Annotated in this window: 26 protein-coding genes and 1 tRNA gene; 15 read left to right on the top strand and 12 right to left on the bottom strand. The window is 58.9% G+C overall.

Going from position 1 to position 19,952, the window contains the following annotated elements; all coding sequences use genetic code 11:
* The first annotated feature begins 47 nt into the window (after positions 1–47).
* On the top strand, positions 48–1,388 hold the full coding sequence (proS, locus tag I9182_RS08090) for a proline--tRNA ligase (protein WP_209504571.1): 1,341 nt from the start codon (positions 48–50) through the stop codon (positions 1,386–1,388).
* Between the two features lie 128 nt (positions 1,389–1,516).
* On the opposite strand, the gene I9182_RS08085 is transcribed toward proS, so the two are convergent.
* The gene (locus I9182_RS08085; RefSeq protein WP_209504570.1) at positions 1,517–1,876 is read right to left on the bottom strand and encodes a hypothetical protein; all 360 of its coding nucleotides are present in this window, start codon (positions 1,874–1,876) and stop codon (positions 1,517–1,519) included.
* A gap of 17 nt (positions 1,877–1,893) precedes the next feature.
* Positions 1,894–2,181: a hypothetical protein gene (locus I9182_RS08080; protein WP_209597836.1), complete on the bottom strand. Its 288-nt coding sequence runs from the start codon at positions 2,179–2,181 to the stop codon at positions 1,894–1,896.
* Positions 2,182–2,231: 50 nt separating this feature from the next.
* On the opposite strand from I9182_RS08080, the gene I9182_RS08075 reads away from it, so the two are divergent.
* Positions 2,232–3,527 (top strand): lipoprotein-releasing ABC transporter permease subunit, encoded by a 1,296-nt coding sequence (locus I9182_RS08075; RefSeq protein WP_209597834.1) that lies wholly within the window; start codon positions 2,232–2,234, stop codon positions 3,525–3,527.
* Entirely contained in the window at positions 3,520–4,206 is a 687-nt protein-coding gene (locus I9182_RS08070; protein WP_209504567.1) for an ABC transporter ATP-binding protein, read from the top strand. The genes I9182_RS08075 and I9182_RS08070 overlap by 8 nt, the downstream gene beginning before the upstream one ends.
* Here I9182_RS08070 and I9182_RS08065 read toward each other — a convergent pair.
* The gene (locus I9182_RS08065; RefSeq protein ID WP_209597831.1) at positions 4,190–4,627 is read right to left on the bottom strand and encodes a DMT family transporter; all 438 of its coding nucleotides are present in this window, start codon (positions 4,625–4,627) and stop codon (positions 4,190–4,192) included. The two genes, I9182_RS08070 and I9182_RS08065, sit on opposite strands and share 17 nt — an antisense overlap.
* A 97-nt stretch (positions 4,628–4,724) precedes the next feature.
* Between I9182_RS08065 and I9182_RS08060 the strand changes: the two genes are divergently transcribed.
* Positions 4,725–5,138, top strand: coding sequence for a cytochrome c (locus tag I9182_RS08060; RefSeq protein ID WP_209504565.1), 414 nt, complete (start codon positions 4,725–4,727; stop codon positions 5,136–5,138).
* On the opposite strand, the gene I9182_RS08055 is transcribed toward I9182_RS08060, so the two are convergent.
* Together I9182_RS08055 and I9182_RS08050 are read right to left on the bottom strand one after the other, a co-directional pair.
* Positions 5,135–5,821: a hypothetical protein gene (locus I9182_RS08055; RefSeq protein WP_209504564.1), complete on the bottom strand. Its 687-nt coding sequence runs from the start codon at positions 5,819–5,821 to the stop codon at positions 5,135–5,137. The two genes, I9182_RS08060 and I9182_RS08055, sit on opposite strands and share 4 nt — an antisense overlap.
* 42 nt (positions 5,822–5,863) lie before the next feature.
* Positions 5,864–6,526: a DNA-3-methyladenine glycosylase I gene (locus I9182_RS08050; protein WP_209597830.1), complete on the bottom strand. Its 663-nt coding sequence runs from the start codon at positions 6,524–6,526 to the stop codon at positions 5,864–5,866.
* Positions 6,527–6,944: 418 nt separating this feature from the next.
* Between I9182_RS08050 and I9182_RS08045 the strand changes: the two genes are divergently transcribed.
* The 5 genes from I9182_RS08045 (at position 6,945) to I9182_RS08025 (ending at position 12,382) form a co-directional block, all read left to right on the top strand.
* Positions 6,945–7,895 carry an ABC transporter substrate-binding protein gene (locus tag I9182_RS08045; RefSeq protein ID WP_209504562.1) on the top strand — a complete coding sequence of 317 codons (951 nt, stop codon included), beginning with the start codon at positions 6,945–6,947 and terminating at the stop codon, positions 7,893–7,895.
* A 10-nt stretch (positions 7,896–7,905) separates the two neighbouring features.
* Positions 7,906–8,955, top strand: coding sequence for a betaine/proline/choline family ABC transporter ATP-binding protein (locus tag I9182_RS08040; RefSeq protein WP_209597828.1), 1,050 nt, complete (start codon positions 7,906–7,908; stop codon positions 8,953–8,955).
* On the top strand, positions 8,952–11,018 hold the full coding sequence (locus I9182_RS08035; RefSeq protein WP_209597826.1) for an ABC transporter permease subunit: 2,067 nt from the start codon (positions 8,952–8,954) through the stop codon (positions 11,016–11,018). Before I9182_RS08040 ends, I9182_RS08035 begins: the two co-directional genes overlap by 4 nt.
* Before the next feature lie 106 nt (positions 11,019–11,124).
* Complete coding sequence (locus I9182_RS08030; RefSeq protein WP_209597825.1) at positions 11,125–11,790, top strand: NnrU family protein; 666 nt, start codon at positions 11,125–11,127, stop codon at positions 11,788–11,790.
* A 70-nt stretch (positions 11,791–11,860) separates the two neighbouring features.
* Positions 11,861–12,382, top strand: a complete 522-nt coding sequence (locus tag I9182_RS08025; protein WP_209597824.1) for a DUF2478 domain-containing protein — start codon at positions 11,861–11,863, stop codon at positions 12,380–12,382.
* Between the two features lie 231 nt (positions 12,383–12,613).
* Here I9182_RS08025 and I9182_RS08020 read toward each other — a convergent pair.
* Positions 12,614–12,697, bottom strand: a tRNA-Tyr gene (locus I9182_RS08020).
* A 116-nt stretch (positions 12,698–12,813) separates the two neighbouring features.
* Between I9182_RS08020 and rlmB the strand changes: the two genes are divergently transcribed.
* The 4 genes from rlmB to I9182_RS08000 all read left to right on the top strand — a co-directional run bounded on the left by rlmB (position 12,814) and on the right by I9182_RS08000 (position 15,105).
* Positions 12,814–13,584 (top strand): 23S rRNA (guanosine(2251)-2'-O)-methyltransferase RlmB, encoded by a 771-nt coding sequence (gene rlmB, locus I9182_RS08015; protein WP_209504557.1) that lies wholly within the window; start codon positions 12,814–12,816, stop codon positions 13,582–13,584.
* A 126-nt stretch (positions 13,585–13,710) separates the two neighbouring features.
* A complete protein-coding gene (locus tag I9182_RS08010; RefSeq protein WP_348540323.1) occupies positions 13,711–13,881 on the top strand; it encodes a hypothetical protein in 171 nt (56 codons plus the stop codon).
* Between the two features lie 98 nt (positions 13,882–13,979).
* Entirely contained in the window at positions 13,980–14,438 is a 459-nt protein-coding gene (locus I9182_RS08005) for a YHS domain-containing (seleno)protein (RefSeq protein WP_209504556.1), read from the top strand.
* Between the two features lie 196 nt (positions 14,439–14,634).
* Positions 14,635–15,105 carry a CoA-binding protein gene (locus I9182_RS08000; protein WP_209597823.1) on the top strand — a complete coding sequence of 157 codons (471 nt, stop codon included), beginning with the start codon at positions 14,635–14,637 and terminating at the stop codon, positions 15,103–15,105.
* Here I9182_RS08000 and I9182_RS07995 read toward each other — a convergent pair.
* The 3 genes from I9182_RS07995 to hisF form a co-directional block, all read right to left on the bottom strand.
* Positions 15,102–15,674, bottom strand: coding sequence for a hypothetical protein (locus tag I9182_RS07995; protein ID WP_209597822.1), 573 nt, complete (start codon positions 15,672–15,674; stop codon positions 15,102–15,104). The genes I9182_RS08000 and I9182_RS07995 overlap by 4 nt on opposite strands.
* 69 nt (positions 15,675–15,743) lie before the next feature.
* Positions 15,744–16,061 (bottom strand): phosphoribosyl-ATP diphosphatase, encoded by a 318-nt coding sequence (locus I9182_RS07990; RefSeq protein WP_209597821.1) that lies wholly within the window; start codon positions 16,059–16,061, stop codon positions 15,744–15,746.
* Positions 16,058–16,819 (bottom strand): imidazole glycerol phosphate synthase subunit HisF, encoded by a 762-nt coding sequence (gene hisF / locus I9182_RS07985; protein ID WP_209597820.1) that lies wholly within the window; start codon positions 16,817–16,819, stop codon positions 16,058–16,060. The genes I9182_RS07990 and hisF overlap by 4 nt, the downstream gene beginning before the upstream one ends.
* Positions 16,820–16,936: 117 nt before the next feature.
* On the opposite strand from hisF, the gene I9182_RS07980 reads away from it, so the two are divergent.
* Complete coding sequence (locus I9182_RS07980; protein WP_245220427.1) at positions 16,937–17,383, top strand: DUF302 domain-containing protein; 447 nt, start codon at positions 16,937–16,939, stop codon at positions 17,381–17,383.
* A 4-nt stretch (positions 17,384–17,387) separates the two neighbouring features.
* On the opposite strand, the gene hisA is transcribed toward I9182_RS07980, so the two are convergent.
* Positions 17,388–18,107 (bottom strand): 1-(5-phosphoribosyl)-5-[(5-phosphoribosylamino)methylideneamino]imidazole-4-carboxamide isomerase, encoded by a 720-nt coding sequence (gene hisA, locus I9182_RS07975; protein WP_209597819.1) that lies wholly within the window; start codon positions 18,105–18,107, stop codon positions 17,388–17,390.
* A 134-nt stretch (positions 18,108–18,241) separates the two neighbouring features.
* On the opposite strand from hisA, the gene I9182_RS07970 reads away from it, so the two are divergent.
* On the top strand, positions 18,242–18,643 hold the full coding sequence (locus tag I9182_RS07970; protein WP_209504550.1) for a DUF2147 domain-containing protein: 402 nt from the start codon (positions 18,242–18,244) through the stop codon (positions 18,641–18,643).
* A 3-nt stretch (positions 18,644–18,646) separates the two neighbouring features.
* Here I9182_RS07970 and hisH read toward each other — a convergent pair whose 3' ends face one another.
* Positions 18,647–19,285: an imidazole glycerol phosphate synthase subunit HisH gene (gene hisH, locus I9182_RS07965; protein ID WP_209504549.1), complete on the bottom strand. Its 639-nt coding sequence runs from the start codon at positions 19,283–19,285 to the stop codon at positions 18,647–18,649.
* The gene (gene hisB / locus I9182_RS07960) at positions 19,286–19,873 is read right to left on the bottom strand and encodes an imidazoleglycerol-phosphate dehydratase HisB (protein WP_209597816.1); all 588 of its coding nucleotides are present in this window, start codon (positions 19,871–19,873) and stop codon (positions 19,286–19,288) included. It abuts the gene before it with no gap.
* Positions 19,874–19,952: the final 79 nt, after the last annotated feature.

Genomic DNA, 19,952 nt, shown 5'->3' with positions numbered 1-19,952 from the left:
GGCATAATCACCTGTCCAGTCGAATTCTTACCTTTGAAGGTCCGTCCATGCGCCTGAGCCGTTACTTTCTGCCCGTTCTCAAGGAAAACCCGTCCGAGGCTCAGATCGTCAGCCACCGGCTGATGCTGCGTGCCGGGATGATCAAGCAGGCCTCTGCCGGGATTTATTCCTGGCTGCCGCTAGGCTTCAAAGTGCTGCGCAAGCTGGAAAACATCGTCCACGAGGAACAGGCGCGGGCCGGTCATATCGCGATCCAGATGCCCATTATCCAGTCGGCGGATCTGTGGCGTGAATCCGGGCGCTATGACGATTACGGTCAGGAGATGCTGCGGATGAAGGACCGGCATGACCGGGACATGCTGTTCACGCCCACGGCCGAAGAACTGGTGACCGATATTTTCCGCGGCCACGTGAACAGCTACAAAGACCTGCCGCTGACGCTTTACCAGATCCAGTGGAAGTTTCGCGATGAAATCCGCCCGCGTTTCGGCGTGATGCGGGGCCGCGAATTCTACATGAAGGACGGATACAACTTCGACCTGACCAAGGAAGATGCGCTGCACGCCTACAACCGCCATCTGGTCAGCTATCTGCGCACCTATGAACGGATGGGACTTCAGGCGATTCCGATGCGCGCCGATTCAGGCCCCATCGGCGGCGATGACACGCATGAGTTCCTGGTTCTGGCCGATACCGGTGAATCCGAAGTTTTCTATGACAGCGCTGTTACTGATCTGACCTTTGGCGACCGTGACATCGATTATGACAACCGCGAACAGTGTCAGGCCATTCTGGAAGAGTTCACTTCAAAATACGCGCGCACTGATGAAACCCATGATGAAGCGCTGTTCAACCAGATACCCGAAGAACGCCGCCGCGTGGCGCGCGGCATCGAGGTGGGCCAAATCTTCTACTTTGGCACCAAATACTCCGATCCCTTGGGTGCAACTGTCCAAGGCCCGGATGGCAAACCGGTTCCGGTTCACATGGGTAGTCATGGCATCGGTGTCAGCCGCCTTGTAGGAGCAATCATCGAGGCCAGCCATGACGACAAAGGCATCATCTGGCCCGAGGGTGTGACCCCGTTCCATTGCGGTATCGTCAACCTCAAGCAGGGCGATGAAGAAGCCGATGCAGCCTGTGACAAGATCTACACGGCGCTGACAGCTTTGGGTCTGGAGCCGCTCTATGACGACCGCAACGAACGCGCAGGCGGCAAATTCGCCACGATGGACCTGATCGGTCTGCCCTGGCGCATCACGGTTGGCCCGCGTGGTCTGAAGAATGGTGTGGTTGAACTGACCTGCCGCCGTACCGGCGAAAGCGAGGAACTGAGCCCCGAGGCGGCCGTTACCAAAGTTGCTGAGATTTACCAGCAGATCGCCTGAGCGACCATCCGTTGCTGCATTAAGCAGGCGTTGAAACACGCCCCATGATCTGGAAGGGGTGCCGGAAGCTCAGATCTGGCGGCCCTTCCTAAGCTACCTGAATGCTGACCGCGTCAGTCGGCAGGTTCTCAGTTTTGATCCGACGTCGGACGCTCGGCCAGGACGTCTCCGTTGGCTCCGTCACCTGTCGCCACAACTATCGGGCGGCCAAGGCGGCTGATCAGTTCGCGAAACTCGATATCCAGAAAGCGCAATCCGCAAATCCGCGCATCGGTTGCCCGATCCGTGATACACAAACGGCCTTGACGGAAAACCAGACGATATCCTTTGTCTTTCAGGATGTCTGCCAAATTGCCCCAGCTTGCCGCAGTGACAAAGATCGGCCGGATGGCCGCGCGCAGCAAGGCTGCGGTTTCACAATCCAATTCTGTTGAAGCCTGACGGGTCGAAATTGCACCCGCGCCACTGGTTGAAATTCGTAAATTCATTGAGCGACCCCCGCTCTTTAAATGTGTTCCCCCATGGTTAGGGTGGCAAAGTTTCTGAAAATAATCAAAAAGAGTAATAAAATTTCGCGCTTATTGTTGCCTTTACGATTCAGTGGCTCACGATGCGCGATGATTAACTTCATACCTGAAACAATCACCTTCTGTCTGTGATGCGCTTCACAACCCATGGTGTAGCGCCCTAATTGGAAGACACCTGTTTCGCACACGTATTTTGGATATGTACGGGAATGATTCGGCTCATTCAGGCTGAGAAACCAGTTCAGAGTGACAACCAGCTTGACCATTGGGCGAAATGCCGAAAGGGTCGCCGCAAACAAGAAAGCCCGGAGCAGGCATGGCCAAGACACCCCCGCCCTTTGCCCCTTTTGAATGGAAGATCGCCTGGCGGTATCTGCGCGCGCGCAGGGCCGAAGGCGGCGTCAGCGTGATGACATGGATATCACTGATCGGGATCACACTTGCCGTGTTTGCCCTGATCGCTACGCTCGCTGTTCGTTCAGGTTTTCGCTCTGAATTTGTCGGCACCATTCTGGGTGCCAATGCGCATGTGACGGTCTATTCCTCGGGTGAATTTGACGCTCAGGGTCGAGTGGATCGGACAATTGCCGATTACAACGAACGCACCGACCGCATAGCGCAGGTGCCCGGTGTTGAACGCGCCGCACCGCTGGTGAAGGGGCAGGTGCTGATCACCAATCGCGACAGCAGCAGCGGGGTCGAGGTGTTTGGCATCCGACCCGACGATCTGCTCGACCTGCCGGGTATCGCGCAGGCGGAACAGGCGGCGGGGGACCTGTCGGACTTCCAGACGGGTGAGGATGTCATCGCCATTGGATCGGGTGTGGCCCGCAGCATCGGGGCCACTGTCGGGGATGTGGTCAAACTGACCTCGCCCAACGGGGTCAAAACCGCCTTTGGCACGTCGCCGCGCGTGAATGCCTATCGCGTTGTCTATGTGTTTTCAGCCGGTCGCTATGACATCGATCGCACCCGCGTCTACATGCCGTTTTCGCAGGCGCAGGGCTTTTTCAACCGTGAAGGTGTGGCGGATGAGATCGAAGTGATGGTGGACAAGCCCGAAGATCTTGGCCCGATCCTGGTTCCCATTCTTGAGGCGTCGGGCGAGCGCAGCCAGATCTGGACATGGCAGGACGCATCCGGTGGCTTTCTGCGCGCGCTCGAGGTTGAGGATAATGTGATGTTCATCATCCTGTCGATCCTCGTTCTGATTGCTGCGATGAACATCGTTTCTGGCCTGATCATGCTGGTCAAGAACAAAGGGCGCGATATCGGAATCCTGCGCACAATCGGCCTGAGCGAAGGATCGGTTCTGCGCGTCTTTTTCATCTGCGGTGCGTTCACCGGCCTGATCGGCACTGCAATGGGGGTTATCCTGGGATGCCTCTTTGCAATCTATATTGATCCGATCTTCTCATTCGTGAACTACGTGATGGGCGGCGGCGTATGGGATCCGTCGATCCGTGGCATCTACGCCCTGCCGGCCGAGCTGCATCTGAGCGATGTGCTCAAGGCGACGGGCTTGTCGCTGGGTCTGTCTTTCGTCGTCACCTATTTCCCTGCCCGCCGCGCGGCGCGGCTGAACCCGGTCGAGGCGCTGCGCTATGAATGATGTCACCTTGCGACTGAACGGTCTGACCAAGACCTACCTCAAAGGCACACCGGGTGAGGTACAGGTTCTGCGCGGGGTCGATCTGGAACTGCGCGCGGGTGAAGCCGTGGCCATGGTTGCGCCGTCAGGTGCGGGCAAATCAACGCTTCTGCACATCGCCGGTCTGCTGGATCGGCCTGACGATGGAACCGTGGAAATCGGGGGGCAGAATGTGAACGGCAAGGGCGACCGAACCAGAACGGCGTTGCGTCGGCGGGATATCGGGTTCGTATATCAGTTCCATCACCTGCTGCCCGAGTTTACGGCGCTGGAAAACATCACATTGCCGCAACTGGCCAATGGCGCGTCTGAAAAAGCAGCCCAGGCACGGGCGTTGGATTTGCTGGACCGTGTGGGCGTCGCCCCGCGCGCCAGCCACCGCCCTGCGGCGCTGTCGGGCGGTGAACAGCAACGCGTGGCCTTTTGCCGGGCACTTGCCAACGCGCCACGTGTTTTGCTGGCCGACGAACCGACAGGCAATCTGGACCCTGAAACTTCGGATCAGGTGTTCGATGCGCTGATGACACTGGTGCGGGGCGAGGGATTGTCGGCGTTGATTGCAACCCACAATCTCGAACTGGCGGCGCGCATGGACCGCATGGTCCGGCTTGAGGGCGGCGTGCTCAGGCCAGTTGAGTGATCGCAACACCGATGGCCATGACGGCGATACCACACGCCCGCATCAGGGTGAGGGGTGCCACCTGCGCGCCGAACAGGCCGAAGTGATCGATAGCCGCTGCACTGATCAATTGCCCCAACAGGACAAAGAACACGGCGTTTCCCACACCGAAATGCGGGGCGACATGGGTGATCGACAACACATAGAAAGCAATCAGGACACCTGCAAGCAACAGGTGTTTTGGGGCCTGTGCAACCTTGGACAAGGCTGCAATACCGGGAAACAACAGCATGGTCAGCGCCGAGGCGGCCAGGGCAATTGCAAACAGCACCACGGCTGCCGTTGTTGGTGATCCGATGACCTTGCCAAGGGCCGCGTTAAGAGCAGCCAGTATCGGAATTCCAAATCCGGCGGCCAGCATGATGGCTGCATATTGTGTCATTGCCCGAACCCTCTGCACCTGTTTCGTTGATCTGGATCATTGCGCCCATATGCCTGTCGGGCAACCCTGCAAATGTCAATCGTGACAGGAGGATACGATGTTCAAGGCAACGATCGGTATGCTGGTTCTCGGGGTTTCGGCTGCTGCCACACAGGCTGCTTGGGCGCAGGATGCGGCGACCGGAGAGGAACTCTATTTGCATTACTGTGCGACCTGTCACGGGATTGACGCAACGGGGCAGGGGCCGATGGCCAGCGTGCTGGTTGTTCAGCCGTCCGATCTGACCGCATTGTCCGGCGAAAGCGGGGTGTTTCCGACCGCCCGCGTTGTTGCCCGCATCGACGGCAGGGACCCACTGGTCAGCCATGGCAGCCCGATGCCGGTCTATGGCCCTTATTTCGACGGGCAGGACACATCCATGAAAACACCGGAAGGTCAGCCGATCCTGACCAGCCAGCCGATAGTTGATTTGGTGGCATATCTGGAAACCCTGCAGCGCGCCCGGAACTAACTGCAAATCCCCTCGATCCTGGCTTCGCTCCACGGGATCAGGACCGGGCGCTCGCGCCCCTGTTCCGGCAAGGGTGACAGATCAAAATGGGCACCCAGCATGTCATGCAGTCTTTTGGTGCGCTTGGCCTGAGGGGCCAGCGCGCGACAGCACACGTATTCCTCGACGATCGCGCCCTGCTGTTCGAATCCGTAGGTCAGAAAATCGGGAGAGGTTTCGAGGTCGAACAGATATGGATCCCTCCGGCCCCCATGTTCCGCTGCAGCGCGCAGGGGGTGGTAACCGGTGGTCCGGCGATTCTGCCATTGCCAGACATGCGTCAGCTCGTGGGCCAAAAGCATCGCGGCCAGCAGGTTCATCTGATCCGGAAAGTCGGACATATAGTCCTCCAGATACCAGTCGCGGGTAAAATAGACTTTGTTGAACAGGGCCACGGCGGCAGGTTTGCCCGTCACCGGCCCGGGGTCCACCGGGGGCAGAATGCGCTCGCGGCAGGCCAGTCGCGGGCGTTCTTCGCGGAAATACGTCACGTTGGTAACCGGGGCACCTTCGACCAGACGGATGTGATCCAGATTCAGGGTTCCCCCCTGAATGGTCTCCGCAAAATCGCGCTCCTGCTCGGTCAACTCACGACCGCAGGCGGCCAGCAACAAAAGAGAAGCAAAGAATACACGCAGAACCATAAGTTGAATCTTATTCCGCTGCGGGTATTCCGCAAACCGTTTTCACAGACTCATGGCCAGAACCCGGCTGATTTCCGTTAGTGATCGCCCGGACTGACCCATCCATGTATTAAAGGCGTTCTGAACCGCCTCCATCGCTTTCTTCGAGGTGGCAGGCTTGTCGATCACACCTTCGGCAATCAGGCGGGCGGTGACATCCTGGGACAGAATGAAACTGTCCCGCCCGGCAAACCGCATCGCGTATTGCGCTGAAGCGCCGCCCAGTCGGGCCCCGCGTTTGGCCAACATGGCCAGAAGATTGACGTAGTCATCAGATGGCCAGCCGCCCAGCACTTTACCCACGCCGCCTTCCTCGCGCAGCTCAAGCAGGAACGCAGCGTTATCCCGTACAGCCGCGATCTTGGTTCCATTCCTGACGATGCGCGTATCCTGCAACAGGGTGTCAAACTTCTCATCATCCATGAACGCGCATCGCCCCACGTCGAACCTGTCAAAGGCTGTTTCGAACCCGTCCCATTTGTTTTCGATGACTTTCCAGTTGAAACCGGCCTGAAAGATGCATTTCGTGATGACCGACAGCCAGCGGTCCTCAGGCATCGCTGCCAGTTCCGCGGGGGTTTTCGGTTTGCTCAGTTTTGCGTCCAGTGCTTCTGGACCGCCGTGGCGCACGGCTGCGATTTCAAAGATTTCGTCAAACGTTCGCATCTGTCTAACCTTGATGTTGCCCGACATTGAATGTTTATCTTTTGTTCTTGTTTGGCAACGAAAAATCTGACCTTTTCCAGATTTGAGGCAGTCCCCCGAATAACAGGATTCGCAGAAAAATGCGGATTTTTGAAAGAAGTTCTCGACAAAAGGTGGCAAAATGTTTTCTGATTGACTCGTCAGTCAACGTCCCGTCTTAGCGAAATGGAACAAGGGCAAGCCGGGTTGGATGCATAAAGAGAACCGGGAGGGGGAAACAAACTGGCCGCAAGATCTTTTCCACAATTTGGAAACGGATCACTGTTCTTTTCCAGCCAAATTTGTGCATGCTGCGGCATGGCATTGTCATCAGACAGATAGAACGGCGGGAAAATCCTTGCCGGGATGGGCAAAACAAATATGACAGGGAGTTAAGTCCATGAAAAAACTAAGTGTAAGCCTAATGGCTCTGAGCGTTGCAGGCGCAGCGCAGGCGGCGGATATGGGTGCCGTGGATGAACCGATCAAACTGGCGATCAACGAATGGACCGGCCAGCACGTGACTACGCATGTGGCGGGTGAGATGCTCAAGGCAGCCGGTTATAACGTCGAATATGTGACCGCGGGCATGATGAACCAGTTCCAGGCGCTGGCCGATGGCGACATCGACGCGACACTGGAAATCTGGTCTTCCAACGTTTCCGATGAATACGCCAAGAAAATCGGTGAAGGTACTGTGGTCGAAATCGGTGATCTGGGTCTGGATGCCAAGGAAGGCATCGCATACCCGGCGCATGTGGCCGATCTGTGCCCGGGCCTGCCCGCATGGGAAGCGCTGAAAGATTGCGCGCAGGTCTTTGCGACGGCGGAAACTCTGCCCGGTGGTCGTCTGGTCGACTACCCGGCCGATTGGGGTACTCCAGGCGCGGATCGCATGACCGGTCTGGAATTGCCGTTCAAAGCCGTACCAGCAGGGTCCGAAGGGGCGCTGATCGCGGAATTGCGCGCCTCGACCGAACGCAAATCGCCACTGCTGATAACCTTCTGGCAGCCGCATTGGGCGATGTCGGCCTACGACGTTCAATTCGTTGAACTGCCCGCCGGTGAAGAGGCGTGCTTTAGTGATCCGGCCTGGGGCCCGAATCCGAACGCTGTCAATGACTGCGACTTCTCGCCCTCGCGCATCTTCAAAGCTGGCTGGAGCGGAATGGAGGAGAAATGGCCAGCAGCCTTTGAAATCCTGACCAATTATCAACTGGCGGTTGAAGACCAGCAGCCGATGATGGGCGCGATCGACGTTGACGGTGGAAAGGTCGAAGAAGTTGTCGCCGCATGGATGGCCGAAAACGAAGGCAAGTGGCGTCCGGTTGTTGACGCGGCAACCCAGTGAGCCCGCGTAAGTGACGGACACGACCATGCCAGCCATCGCCTGCCGGAATCTCTGGCAGGTGTTTGGCCCCGGCGCTGACAAAGCCCTGACCGACGCGCTGTCTCGGTCAGGGAATGACGCCGACAAGGCTGCCGCCGCCCTTCGCGAACAGGGGCTGATCCCCGCTGTTCAGGATGCCAATTTTGAGGTTCAGGAGGGCGAGCTTTTTGTCATCATGGGCCTGTCGGGCTCGGGCAAATCCACGCTGATCCGCTGCATCTCGCAGCTGCTGCCCGGCACGGGCGGCGAGATTCGGGTGGACGGCGAAAACGTCATCGGAGCCTCAAAGAAGGCGCTGACAGAGTTGCGCCGCAAAAAACTGGGCATGGTGTTCCAGCATTTCGGCCTGTTCCCCCACATGACCGTTGCTGAAAACGTCGCATATCCTCTGCGCGTTCAGGGCGTGGGCAAAAAGGAACGGCTGGCACGCGCGCAGGAAGTGATCTCGCTGGTCGGTCTGGAAGGGCGCGAAGACAGCTTCCCGCGACAGCTTTCCGGCGGGCAGCGGCAGCGGGTGGGTATCGCCCGCAGTCTTGCCGTAAACCCTGACATCTGGTTTCTGGACGAACCGTTCTCGGCGCTTGATCCACTGATCCGTCGCCAGTTGCAGGATGAATTCCTGCGCATTCAAGCAACGTTGAAGAAATCCATCGTCTTCATCACCCATGACATTCAAGAGGCGCTGAAGCTGGCCGACCGCATCGCCATCATGCGCGACGGCAAGATTGTTCAGATCGGAACGCCCACAGATATCGTGTTGCGCCCGGTGGATGATTACGTGCGCGAATTCTCGAAGGATGTCGCCAAAGGTCAGCACGCCAAGGTCGCCTCGGTGATGCGGAGCGAGGCGGAATGTGGCCCGGATGATCCCGGCCTCACCACCTCGATGACGCTGGACGCAGCCCTTGCGCATTGCATGGAGCTGTATGAACCCGTGCCCGTACGGGATGAGGCAGGTAATGTCGTCGGCACGGTGCATCCGTCCGATCTGGCCGCAGCTCTTCAGGTGGACGAGACATGACCGCCATAACCGACCTTCCGGCACGGCGTGGTGCGCAGTTGACGGCAGGTGCGAAGGCCGCCCTGATAACGGTTGTCGTCGGTGCAGTTTGCCTTGCGCTCGAGGGTGTCGCCCCGTGGCTGGTCAAATGGCCCGCCGCGTGGGAATTGCCTGCAACCCAATGGGTTGGCGCGTTTCTGGACTGGTTTCTGAACCTGATCAAACCGGCAATGCGGCTGTTTTCGGACCTGATGACCCACCCAATGAACTGGGCGAATTTCGTGCTGGGCAAAACGCCATGGCCCATCCTGATCGGGATCGTGACCGCACTGGGCTGGTATCTGGGCGGCTTGTCCATGGCCGCACTTGGCTTTCTGGGCCTCAGCTTTGTTTTGGCCTCGGGCTATTGGGCCGAAAGCATGAATACGCTGGCGCTTGTTGCCGTCTCTGTCCCTGTGGCGTTGGTCATTGGGGGCGGCATCGGCATCCTCGCCAACGAATTGCCAAAGGTGAAAACCTTTGTACAGGCCGTGCTGGACATCATGCAGACGGTGCCGACCTTTGCCTATCTGACACCGCTGCTGCTGCTGTTTGGATTTGGTCCTGTTGTTGGTCTGATTGCTTCGGCCATCTATGCCGCACCGCCCATGGCGCGCAACGTGATGCTGGGGTTGGAACGGGTAGAGCCCGAGATCAAAGAGGCGGCCATCATGTCCGGCGGTACGCGGTTCCAGCAACTGTTCCAGGTCGAAATCCCTGCCGCCACCACTCAGATCATGGTCGGTGTGAACCAATGTCTGATGGCTGCTCTGTCGATGGTTATCATCGCCGCCGTCATCGGTGGGTTCAACGATATCGGCTGGGAGGTTCTGCTGACCATGCGCAAGGCGCAGTTTGGCGAATCGCTGATGGCGGGTCTGGTTATCGTGGTCTTTGCCGTGGTGATCGACCGGATGAGCGGTACTTTGGCGACCGAGCGTAAACGCTATGACAGCCGTGTTGTCTGGGCGATGCTGGGTTTTGCTGTTGTCTTCACAGCGGCCTTCTGGGCGTGGTTGCCAAACCCTACGGAACTGACCCTGCTGGACCCGATGGCCGAAGCCGTGGACAGTGGCCTGACCGCATTCACGCAGGCCAATGGCCAGTGGCTGGACGCCCTCAAGAACAACTCATTGTTCTATGTTCTGCTGCCGCTGCGGATCGGGTTGGATCAGGCGGTGCTGCCCTTCACATGGGGTTTCCAGTGGACGTCGAGCATGAGCTATGGCCTGTTCGCGGCCGGTTCCGGGATTGCGCTTTTGATGGCGTGGCGGGGGCGGCTGACTGGCGGGCTGGTCGTTCTGATCCTGATCGGAATGCTGGAAACCGGTATCGCGAACCTGCCGTGGCCCTTTGTCCTGACCGGCGCTGCCGCGCTGGGTTGGGTCGCCGGGGGCTGGCGCTTGGCCGCGCTCTGCGTGGGGCTGCTCTGCACCATCCTCGTCTCAGGCCTGTGGGAAAGGGCGCTGCTGTCGCTTTATCTCAGCGGCGCAGCGGTGTTTACCTGCGCTTTGGCAGGTGGGCTGATCGGTCTTGCCAGCGCGGTTTGGCAGCCGGTGTGGAACGTGGTCCGTCCGATCTGCGACATGTTGCAGACAATCCCTCTGTTCGTGTTCCTGATTCCGGTGCTGATGGTGTTCCAGATTGGTGAGTTCTCGGCCTTTTTGGCCATCTGTGCCTATGCGATTGTCCCGATGATCCGCTACACGCGGCACGGGTTGGTCAATACACCGGATGAGATGATGGAGGCCGCAATCTCAAGCGGTGCGACTGAGTGGCAGATCATGCGCGATGTGCGGGCGCCTTATGCGGCGCCGACCATTCTGCTGGGGCTGAACCAGACCATCCTTTATGCGTTTGCCATGCTGGTCATCGCGGCACTGATCGGGACCACTGGTCTGGGCCAGTCGATCTATCTGGCGCTGGGTCAGGCGGATGTAGGATTGGGCATATCTGCCGGGGCCGCGATGGCGATTCTGGCACTGATCGCCGACCGCATCGTTCAGGGCTTTGCCGAAGAACGCCGCGCGGCGCTTGGGCTGTAATACAGGGCAGGGGCGGTGCGTCCGCCCCTGCGACCCAACTTGATTTCGGGCAAGGAAGTCGCTGTCCTCCCAGTCTAGACCGACCCCAACACGTTTGGAGAACATCATGACCGGTTGGGGCCTGTTTCTTGCAGCACTCATCGCTTTCCTACTCAGCCATGCAATTCCTGTACGGCCCACCGTGCGGGGCTGGCTGATCGGCACGCTCGGGCGCTGGGGGTATTTCGCTGCCTATTCACTTCTGTCTTTGGCCGTGCTGGTCTGGCTGATTGTCACCGCGGCAAACGCCCCCCATGTCGAGGTCATTCCACCGTTCGCAGTCTTGCGCTGGGTGCCGATACTGATCATGCCAGTGGTGTGCTGGCTGGCTGTGGCCGGGCTTGCGATCCAGAATCCGTTTTCTTTCGGAGGGATGGGCAAAAGGCCCTTTGACCCCGAACACCCCGGTATTCTGCGCACCACCCGCCACCCGATCCTTGCTTCGCTGCTGTTGTGGTCTTTGGCGCATCTTCTGGCCAATGGAAGCCTGTCACATGTGATCCTGTTTGGCCTGTTTGCCGGATTTTCTGTTATGGGCACGATCCTGATCGACAGGCGTAAATCGCGTGAGATGGGCTTTGAATGGGTTCGGTTGTCCCGAAATACGGCGCGGTTCTCACTGCGCTCACCGCGACCCTGGCCACGCCCTTGGGTCTGGCTGACCGCACTGGCCGCTTATGCGGTTCTTCTTCACCTGCACGCACCTGTGATTGGTCTGTCGCCGCTTCCTTGACTGGGGGAGTGGTCGGGCTGCGCCTTGCGTGCTATTTGAAACGTCACAATCGAATTACAAGAGGTCCAAGATGCATCTGGCCTATGTCACCACCACCGACCGCGGCGCGACGGATCGCTTGCTGAGCGCTGTTGCTGAGCGTCTGCTGGCATCCGGCGCGAAACTGGCCGGTGTCGTCCAGACGAATACGGAATGTACCGACAGCAGCAAATGCGACATGGATGTCCGCGTGTTGCCGGATGGGGATACCATCCGTATCTCGCAATCGCTGGGCTCGCAGTCGCGCGGCTGCCGTCTGGACCCCGCAGCGCTGGAACAGGCGGTTGGGTATGTGACCGCCTCGCTTGCGAACGCACCGGACCTGTTGATTATCAACAAATTCGGCAAGCATGAATCCGATGGGCGGGGGTTCCGTCCGGTGATCGGCGAAGCGCTGGCGCTGGATATTCCGGTGCTGGTCGGCGTGAACGGGTTGAACGCGGGAAAGTTCAACGCTTTCGCCGAAGGCGCAGCGGAAGCCCTCCCGGCGGATCTGGATGCAATCGAGGCGTGGTTCAACCGCATAGCGCAGATGCGCCCGGCTGCGGAATAGGTGCGCAATCGACCGGCGCATTGATCTGAACGTCATGACATGAGTTGGCGAAGACCACGCGGCCCCCTTCGTTCACAATCCGGTCGGGTTAGCGCCGGGTTAATATCTGTAAAACGGATCAGGGCTGCCGCATCTGAGAATGGCGGCAGACCAACAGCAATGACACAGCTGCCAGAGAATAACGCAGCGCGGGACACGCGTCCGGACCATCTTCGGAATATGTTGGAAAGATGGTGGGCGACCCTGGAATCGAACCAGGCGTGCGTCTCCGCGAGGGAGTTACAGTCCCCTGCCACACCTTGCGGCCTGTCGCCCACTGTCAGGCGTTGCACCTGACGTGGAGGCGTGATTACTAGCGCACCAAAGGAGCGTCAACAGGAAAATTTCCCTTTGGCGCAGGAAACCGAATTCCCGGCCCGGAGGCCCTTGAAATGAAGAAACCCAAATGGGTCGTCGAAAAGGAACAGGCGCGCAAAGCAGCTGCTGCGGAAACAGTCTGGCTGTTTGGCCTGCACGCGGTTCGCGACGCTTTGATGAACCCGAAACGGCAAAAACTACGCCTGATGGTGACGCGGAATGCGTGTGACAAACTGGCGGAAGCTGTTGAATTTGCTGGGATCGAGGCCGAAATAGTTGACCCGCGCAAGTTCTCTGCACCCATCGATACTGGATCAGTGCATCAAGGCGCAGCGCTGGAGGTCAAGCCGTTGGAATGGGGCAGTCTGGCCGATAACTGCATCGGTCGCGAAAACCCTCGCGTCATTCTGCTGGACCGGGTCACAGACCCGCACAATGTTGGGGCGATTCTGCGCTCGGCCGAAGTTCTGGGGGCCAGTGCGGTGATCGGCACACGCCACCACTCCGCACCCGAGACCGGTGCACTGGCAAAAACCGCCAGCGGCGCGCTTGAGCGGCAGCCCTATCTGCGGGTGCGCAACCTTGCGGACGCGATTGTCGAGCTTCAGAGCATGGGCTTTCTGGTCCTTGGGCTGGACGGAGAAGCCGATGTGACAATCGAAGGCGCGTTGGGCACTGGCCGGGACCGCCCCGTCGCGCTTGTGCTGGGTGCGGAAGGTCCGGGCTTGCGGCAGAAGACAAAGGAAACCGTGGATCAGTTGGTTAAAATTGACGCAGCCGGGGGATTTGGTTCGCTGAACGTCTCAAATGCCGCGGCAATCGCCTTATATGCATCGCGACCCTAAAAAAAGGAGAGCGTCATTCCCGGTCCTGCCAAAATCGCGACCTGCTGCTATTGCGGCACCCGGGCTGCCCTGATCCTGAAAGGCAAGGAACGGCACGAGCTTAGCTGCTCCAGCTGTGGGGCACCGTTGCACGACCTGAAGATGTTGCCCGCTCGGAAAGTACTTAAACCCGAACCGGTGCGCGTAGCTGTGTCTCATGCCGCCCCGCGGAAAACAAAGCGCAAAAAGAGGAATAAGACCATGCTGGCGCGCGTGTTCGACGAAGCCTGGGACGTGATCGAAGACATCTTTGACTAAGTTTCAACTGGCGGGCACGCGTTCACATCCTTGTCAACAGGGGTTTCGAAAAGCGCCAAAAGTTGCATTTTGATGGTCTTGAATATGCAGATTCCAATATGACGATGCTGAACCGACGTACTCTTCTTTGCTCGCTGAGCACTGTGTTGCTTGCCCCTGCCGTATTGGCGCAGGACAACCCCGTGTATTACGCCACTGACGGTGTGGCGTTGGCGGGATATGATCCTGTGTCCTTTTTTGACAGCGACGCGCCCTTAAAAGGGGTGCCCGAAAATGCGGTCATGTGGAAAGGTGCCCGGTGGCATTTCAAATCGCAGGCAAATCGTGAGCTCTTCGAAGGCAATCCGCGCGCTTTTGCGCCGCAGTTCGGTGGCTATTGCTCGTACGGGATGGCGATGGGCGTGCTGAAAAGCACGGATCCCAAGGCGTGGCAGGTGGTCGACGGGCGCCTTTATCTGACGCATTCGCCCGAGGTCGAGGAAATCTGGCAGCAGGATCGGGCAGGTTACATTGCGATGGCAGAGGAAAACTGGCCCGCAATTCTCTACGGAAAGTAGGCAACCTTCAGAAAATTGTGAAAAGTCATCACAAAAATACGCTCGCCCTCTTTTTTTTAATCAAGCCATGCTTAAATGTCACAGTGACCGCGGAACGGAACTGCCGCGGGTCATTTCACTGTCCCTCGTTCCAACAACTGGCGCCCAAGCATTCTTGGGCGCTTTTTTCTTTTTGGAACCCTGTTAAGGATAGGGCATGCCAGACTATTCCGATCAGTACCTCAAGGCCATTTTGCAACGCACCAAGACGGTGGCCGTTGTCGGTGTTTCCATGAACCCGGTGCGACCCAGCTATTACGTGGCGCGCTATTTGTCGCTGAAAGGCATCAAGGTGATTCCCGTCAATCCGGGCCACGCGGGCAAAGACCTGTTTGGTCAGACGGTTCGCGGCAACCTGTCAGAGATCTCCGAGCCTGTGGACATGGTGGATATTTTCCGGCGGTCCGAGGCTGTGCCACCCATTGTGGATGAGGCGCTGGACGCTTTCCCGTCGCTTGGTACGATCTGGATGCAGATTGGCGTGGAACACCCTGAAGCGGCGGCAAAGGCCCAGGCCCGTGGCGTGGATGTGGTGATGAACCGCTGCCCCAAGATCGAATATCAGCGCCTGTTTGGCGAATTGCGCATGGGCGGATTTTCGACCGGGATCATCTCGTCCAAGCTTTAGGGTTTGGCGGGGACGTAAGGTTTCAACCGCGCCACTTGTTCCTTCCGCCGCTTTTCCAGCACCACGTCGCGCGGGACCCAGTCATACCGGGTATCCTCGACCAGCGGAGACCAGAACAACACGCCGCCATAACGCCACGGGTCCAGTACGACGCCATCATACAGCGTCGCGCCTTTACGGCTGATGATTGCGGTGCTGTGGTCGATCCGCGTCGGGTTGTCCGCGTTTGCTATGGCACGGTGCAGCTCCAGCGTCCGGAAGTTTTCCTGTTTCAGCCGCCGTTCGATATCCTCGGCCCAGTGCCAGCACAGCCCACGCGGGCGCAGGCCTTTGTTGACCTTCATGTTATGGATTAGGGGCGGGTCCGTGATCTGGTATTCCTCGACCAGCTGAGCGGTATAGGCGTAGGCGATTCCCGCCGCGCGTCGGGCCTCCTCTGGGTCGATATCCGGGCCAAGGCCCTGAATCTCCGAGGCGAGCCGTTGCACCTCATCCCCAGTCGAAGGCGGCGGCGCGGAACACCCCGCGACGATGGCAACGGTTGCCACAAGCATCAGAATTCGGATCATATCGCGCCTTCGCCCTCTCAGTCTGGCATCCGAGTATAACGGCCCGGGCGTCGGTGCGGAACCCGGACCTTACCCTTTGGGGCGGGCAGCTTTTTCGGCGATACCACTGGTGCCCTGACGGTGATCCAGCTCGGCTAAAACATCATCCAGCGCCACGTCCCGCGCGGCCAGCATGACCAGAAGGTGATACAACACGTCCGCCGCTTCCGAGGTCAGCTTAACCTGATCCCCTTTTACGGCTTCGATGATGGCCTCTATGGCCTCTTCACCGAATTTCTCGGCGCATTTCTCAGGGCCTTTCGCAAGCAGCTTGGCCGTCCAGCTGCTATCGGGATCAGCCCCCTTGCGTGCCTCGATCGTGGCGGCCAGATCGTGCAGAATGCTCATGTCAGCCTCATGGGGATGCCGGCGGCGGCCATATGTTCCTTGGCCTCGCGGATGGTGTATTCGCCGAAATGGAAAATCGATGCCGCCAATACGGCGCTTGCACCGCCCTTGGTGACACCCTCGACCAGATGGTCCAGAGTGCCAACACCGCCCGAGGCGATCACGGGCACATCCACCGCGTCGGAAATGGCGCGGGTCAGCGGCAGGTTGAACCCGGATTTGGTGCCGTCGCGATCCATTGAAGTCAGCAGGATTTCACCGGCCCCTTTGGCGACCACGGTTCTTGCAAAGGCAACCGCATCAATGCCGGTGGGTTTGCGCCCGCCATGGGTGAAGATTTCCCACTTGCCGGGGCTGACTGTCTTGGCGTCGATGGCGCAGACAATGCACTGACTGCCGAACTGATCTGCCGCTTCGGCAATCACGTCCGGATTGGCAACCGCGGCCGAGTTGAAGCTGACCTTGTCCGCCCCCGCCAGCAGCAAGGCGCGCACATCGTCTTTTGTTCGCACCCCACCGCCCACGGTCAACGGCACGAAACACTGTTCCGCCGTACGCTGCACCACATCGAACATGGTTCCGCGATTCTCATGGGTCGCGTGAATGTCGAGAAAGCAGATCTCGTCTGCACCGGCTGCATCATAGGCCTTGGCCGATTCCACCGGGTCGCCCGCATCGCGCAGGCCCACGAAATTCACACCTTTGACCACACGGCCATCGGCAACATCAAGGCAGGGAATGATCCGGGTTTTCAGCATAGGATATCCTTTGTGGGCGCACCTCTAGCGGCAAAGCCTTGCCGATGCCAGACTTGTGATTGTGAGAGATCTCAATTCTGTGAAAACTGGGGTGAATTTCACAGAAGGAATATCGATATGCGTAGACTGATACTGGCTTGTGTTTTTTCGTTCGGAGGCGCGCTGACCGCTATGGCTGATGATCTGATCAAGGTTCAATCCGACAAATCCGTGGCCGAGGCGCTGGACGCGCTTGAAGTTGCCGTCGGAAATGCAGGCGCAACCGTGTTTGCCCGCATTGACCACGCGGCCGGGGCGGAAAAGATTGGCACACCCATTCCGGCCAATCAGGTGTTGATTTTCGGCAACCCTGCGCTGGGTACGCCAGCCATACAGATCGACCCGCGCGCCGGGCTGTTTCTGCCTCTCAAGGTGCAGGCGTACGAAGATGCCAATGGTCAGGTCTGGCTGATCTATGAAGACCCGAAAGAGACATTGGACGACCTGAACGATGTCGACAAATCTCCGGTCATCGAAAAGATGCGCGGTGCACTGGCCAAGCTGACCGCCGCAGCCGCGCAATAACCGATCACGACAGGGCGCGGATGGCCTCGGCCAGGTCAATTGCGCCATCATAAAGCGCCCGGCCTGAAATCGCGCCGTTCAGCGCAACGCCACAATCGCGCAGGGCGATCAGGTCGTCCAGCGAACTTACACCGCCCGAGGCGATCACAGGGATGGAAACGGCCTGTGCCAGGGCTGCGGTCGCTTCGATGTTCGGGCCCTGCATGGCACCGTCGCGATTGATATCGGTGTAGATGATTGCCGCAACGCCCGCGTCTTCGAAACTACGGGCCAGATCGGTGACCTGAACATTGGTCTCTTCGGCCCAGCCCTTGGTGGCCACCATGCCATTGCGTGCATCGATGCCGACGGCGACCTTGCCGGCAAAAGCTTTGGCTGCTTCGCGCACCAGATCGGGGTTTTCGACAGCGACAGTGCCCAAAATGACCCGCGCCAGCCCCTTCTCGATCCATTTTTCGATCGTGGCCATGTCGCGGATGCCACCGCCCAGTTGCGCAGGAACCTTGCACGCTTTCAGAATTGCCTCAACCGGTGCTGCGTTGACCGGCTCGCCTGCGAATGCGCCGTTCAGGTCGACCAAATGCAGCCATTCGCACCCCGCCTCGACAAAGGCGCGGGCCTGAGCGGCCGGGTCTTCGTTGAACACGGTGGCCTTGTCCATTTCACCACGCAGCAGGCGTACGGCCTGGCCGTCTTTGAGGTCGATGGCGGGGTAGAGGATCATGTCGGGCGGCCCTATATCACTGTTACACGCGCGGGATATCGCACAAGCAGGGCAGGGGATGCAACGCGACGCTGGGTCATTCTTGCCCGCCGCCCATTAGCGGGTCAGACTGCCCACAAAACAGGGAGAAGATCATGAAGACTTTTACTCTTTCAGCGGGCCTGATGCTGCTTGCTACAGCTGCTTTTGCCGACGATCCGGTTGACGGCCTGTGGAAAACAGCGCCGGGCGACACGGGTGGCTATCTGCATGTGACGATTTCCGAATGCGGCAGTGCGATCTGCGGCACCATCGACAGCGCGTTCGACGCCGATGGTAACCAGCAGCTGGAATATGAGAACCTTGGCAAAAAGATCATCTGGGACATGGTCCCCGAAGGGGGCGGCAGCTATGACAGCGGCAAGATCTGGGCACCGGACCGGGACAAAACCTACAACTCGAAAATGTCGCTGGACGGCCAGAACAAACTGACCGTCAAGGGATGCGTGGCGGGCGGTCTGATCTGCCGCGGTCAAACCTGGACGCGGGTTCAGTAAGCCTCAGGGCTTCCAGGTCAGGAAGTTGCCCAGCATACGCAGGCCAACATCCTGGCTTTTCTCGGGGTGAAACTGCATCCCAACCATCGTGTCGCGGCCAATCACGGCCGTGACGTCTTGCCCATAGTCCACATAAGCCAACCGCTGTGCCGGGTTGTTTACACGAAAGTGGTAGGAATGGACGAAATAGGTGTGATCGCCTGATTTCACCCCGTTGAAAACTGGATGATCGCTTTCCAGAACCAGATCGTTCCAGCCCATATGCGGCACTTTCAGCGCGGCATCTGACGGTTCGATCCGAACGACGTCGCCTGCCACCCAGCCCAGACCATCGGTCTCGGTGTATTCATGGCCTTTGGTTGCCATCAGTTGCATGCCAACGCAGATGCCCAGAAACGGGCGGCCCTTCTGTTCGACCGCCTCGACCATCGCGTCATAAATACCCTTATGGCCGCGCAGCTCGGCAGCACAGGCCGGGAAGGCACCATCACCGGGCAGAACCAGTCGGTCCGCGCGCGCAACCACATCCGCGTCCGAGGTGACAACAACGTCACCAGCGCCGACCTCTTGCGCCATGCGCTGAAACGCCTTTTCCGCTGAATGCAGATTGCCGCTTTCATAGTCGATGATGGCTGTCAGCATTTACAGCGCGCCCTTGGTCGACGGAATCGCATCCGCCTTGCGCGGATCGGTTTCGACGGCGTCGCGCAACGCGCGCGCAACAGCCTTGAACGCGGCCTCGGCGATGTGGTGGCTGTTGAAGCCGTGCAGTTGGTCGATATGCAGGGTGATGCCGCCATGGGTGCTGAGCGCCTGAAAAAACTCGCGCACCAGTTCGGTGTCGAACGCTCCGATCTTTTGCGTCGGCAGATCGACATTCCAGATCAGGAACGGGCGGCCCGACAGGTCCAGCGCACAGCGCACCTGCGCGTCATCCATCGGAAGATGGCATTCGCCATAGCGCCGGATACCCTTCTTGTCGCCCAGGGCCTGTGTCAAAGCCTGCCCCAGCGCGATGCCGGTATCCTCGACCGTGTGGTGATCGTCGATGTGATAGTCACCCTTGGCGCGGATCGTCATGTCGATCAACGAGTGGCGCGCCAGCTGGTCCAGCATATGGTCAAAGAACCCGACGCCGGTCTGATTGTCATAGGTGCCGGTGCCATCCAGATTGACCGAGACCGAAATTTCGGTTTCGGCGGTTTTGCGGCTGATCGAAGCGGTGCGCATGGGCGAAATCCTTTTGCTACAGGCGCGCTTATAGACGGGGTGGGGCGGGTTGATCCAGACCATGCGTTGCAATCGCTGC

The organism is Ruegeria sp. HKCCSP351 (genome assembly GCF_017872535.1).
Lineage (GTDB): Bacteria > Pseudomonadota > Alphaproteobacteria > Rhodobacterales > Rhodobacteraceae > Ruegeria.
This window is presented reverse-complemented; position numbering and strand designations above follow the sequence as displayed.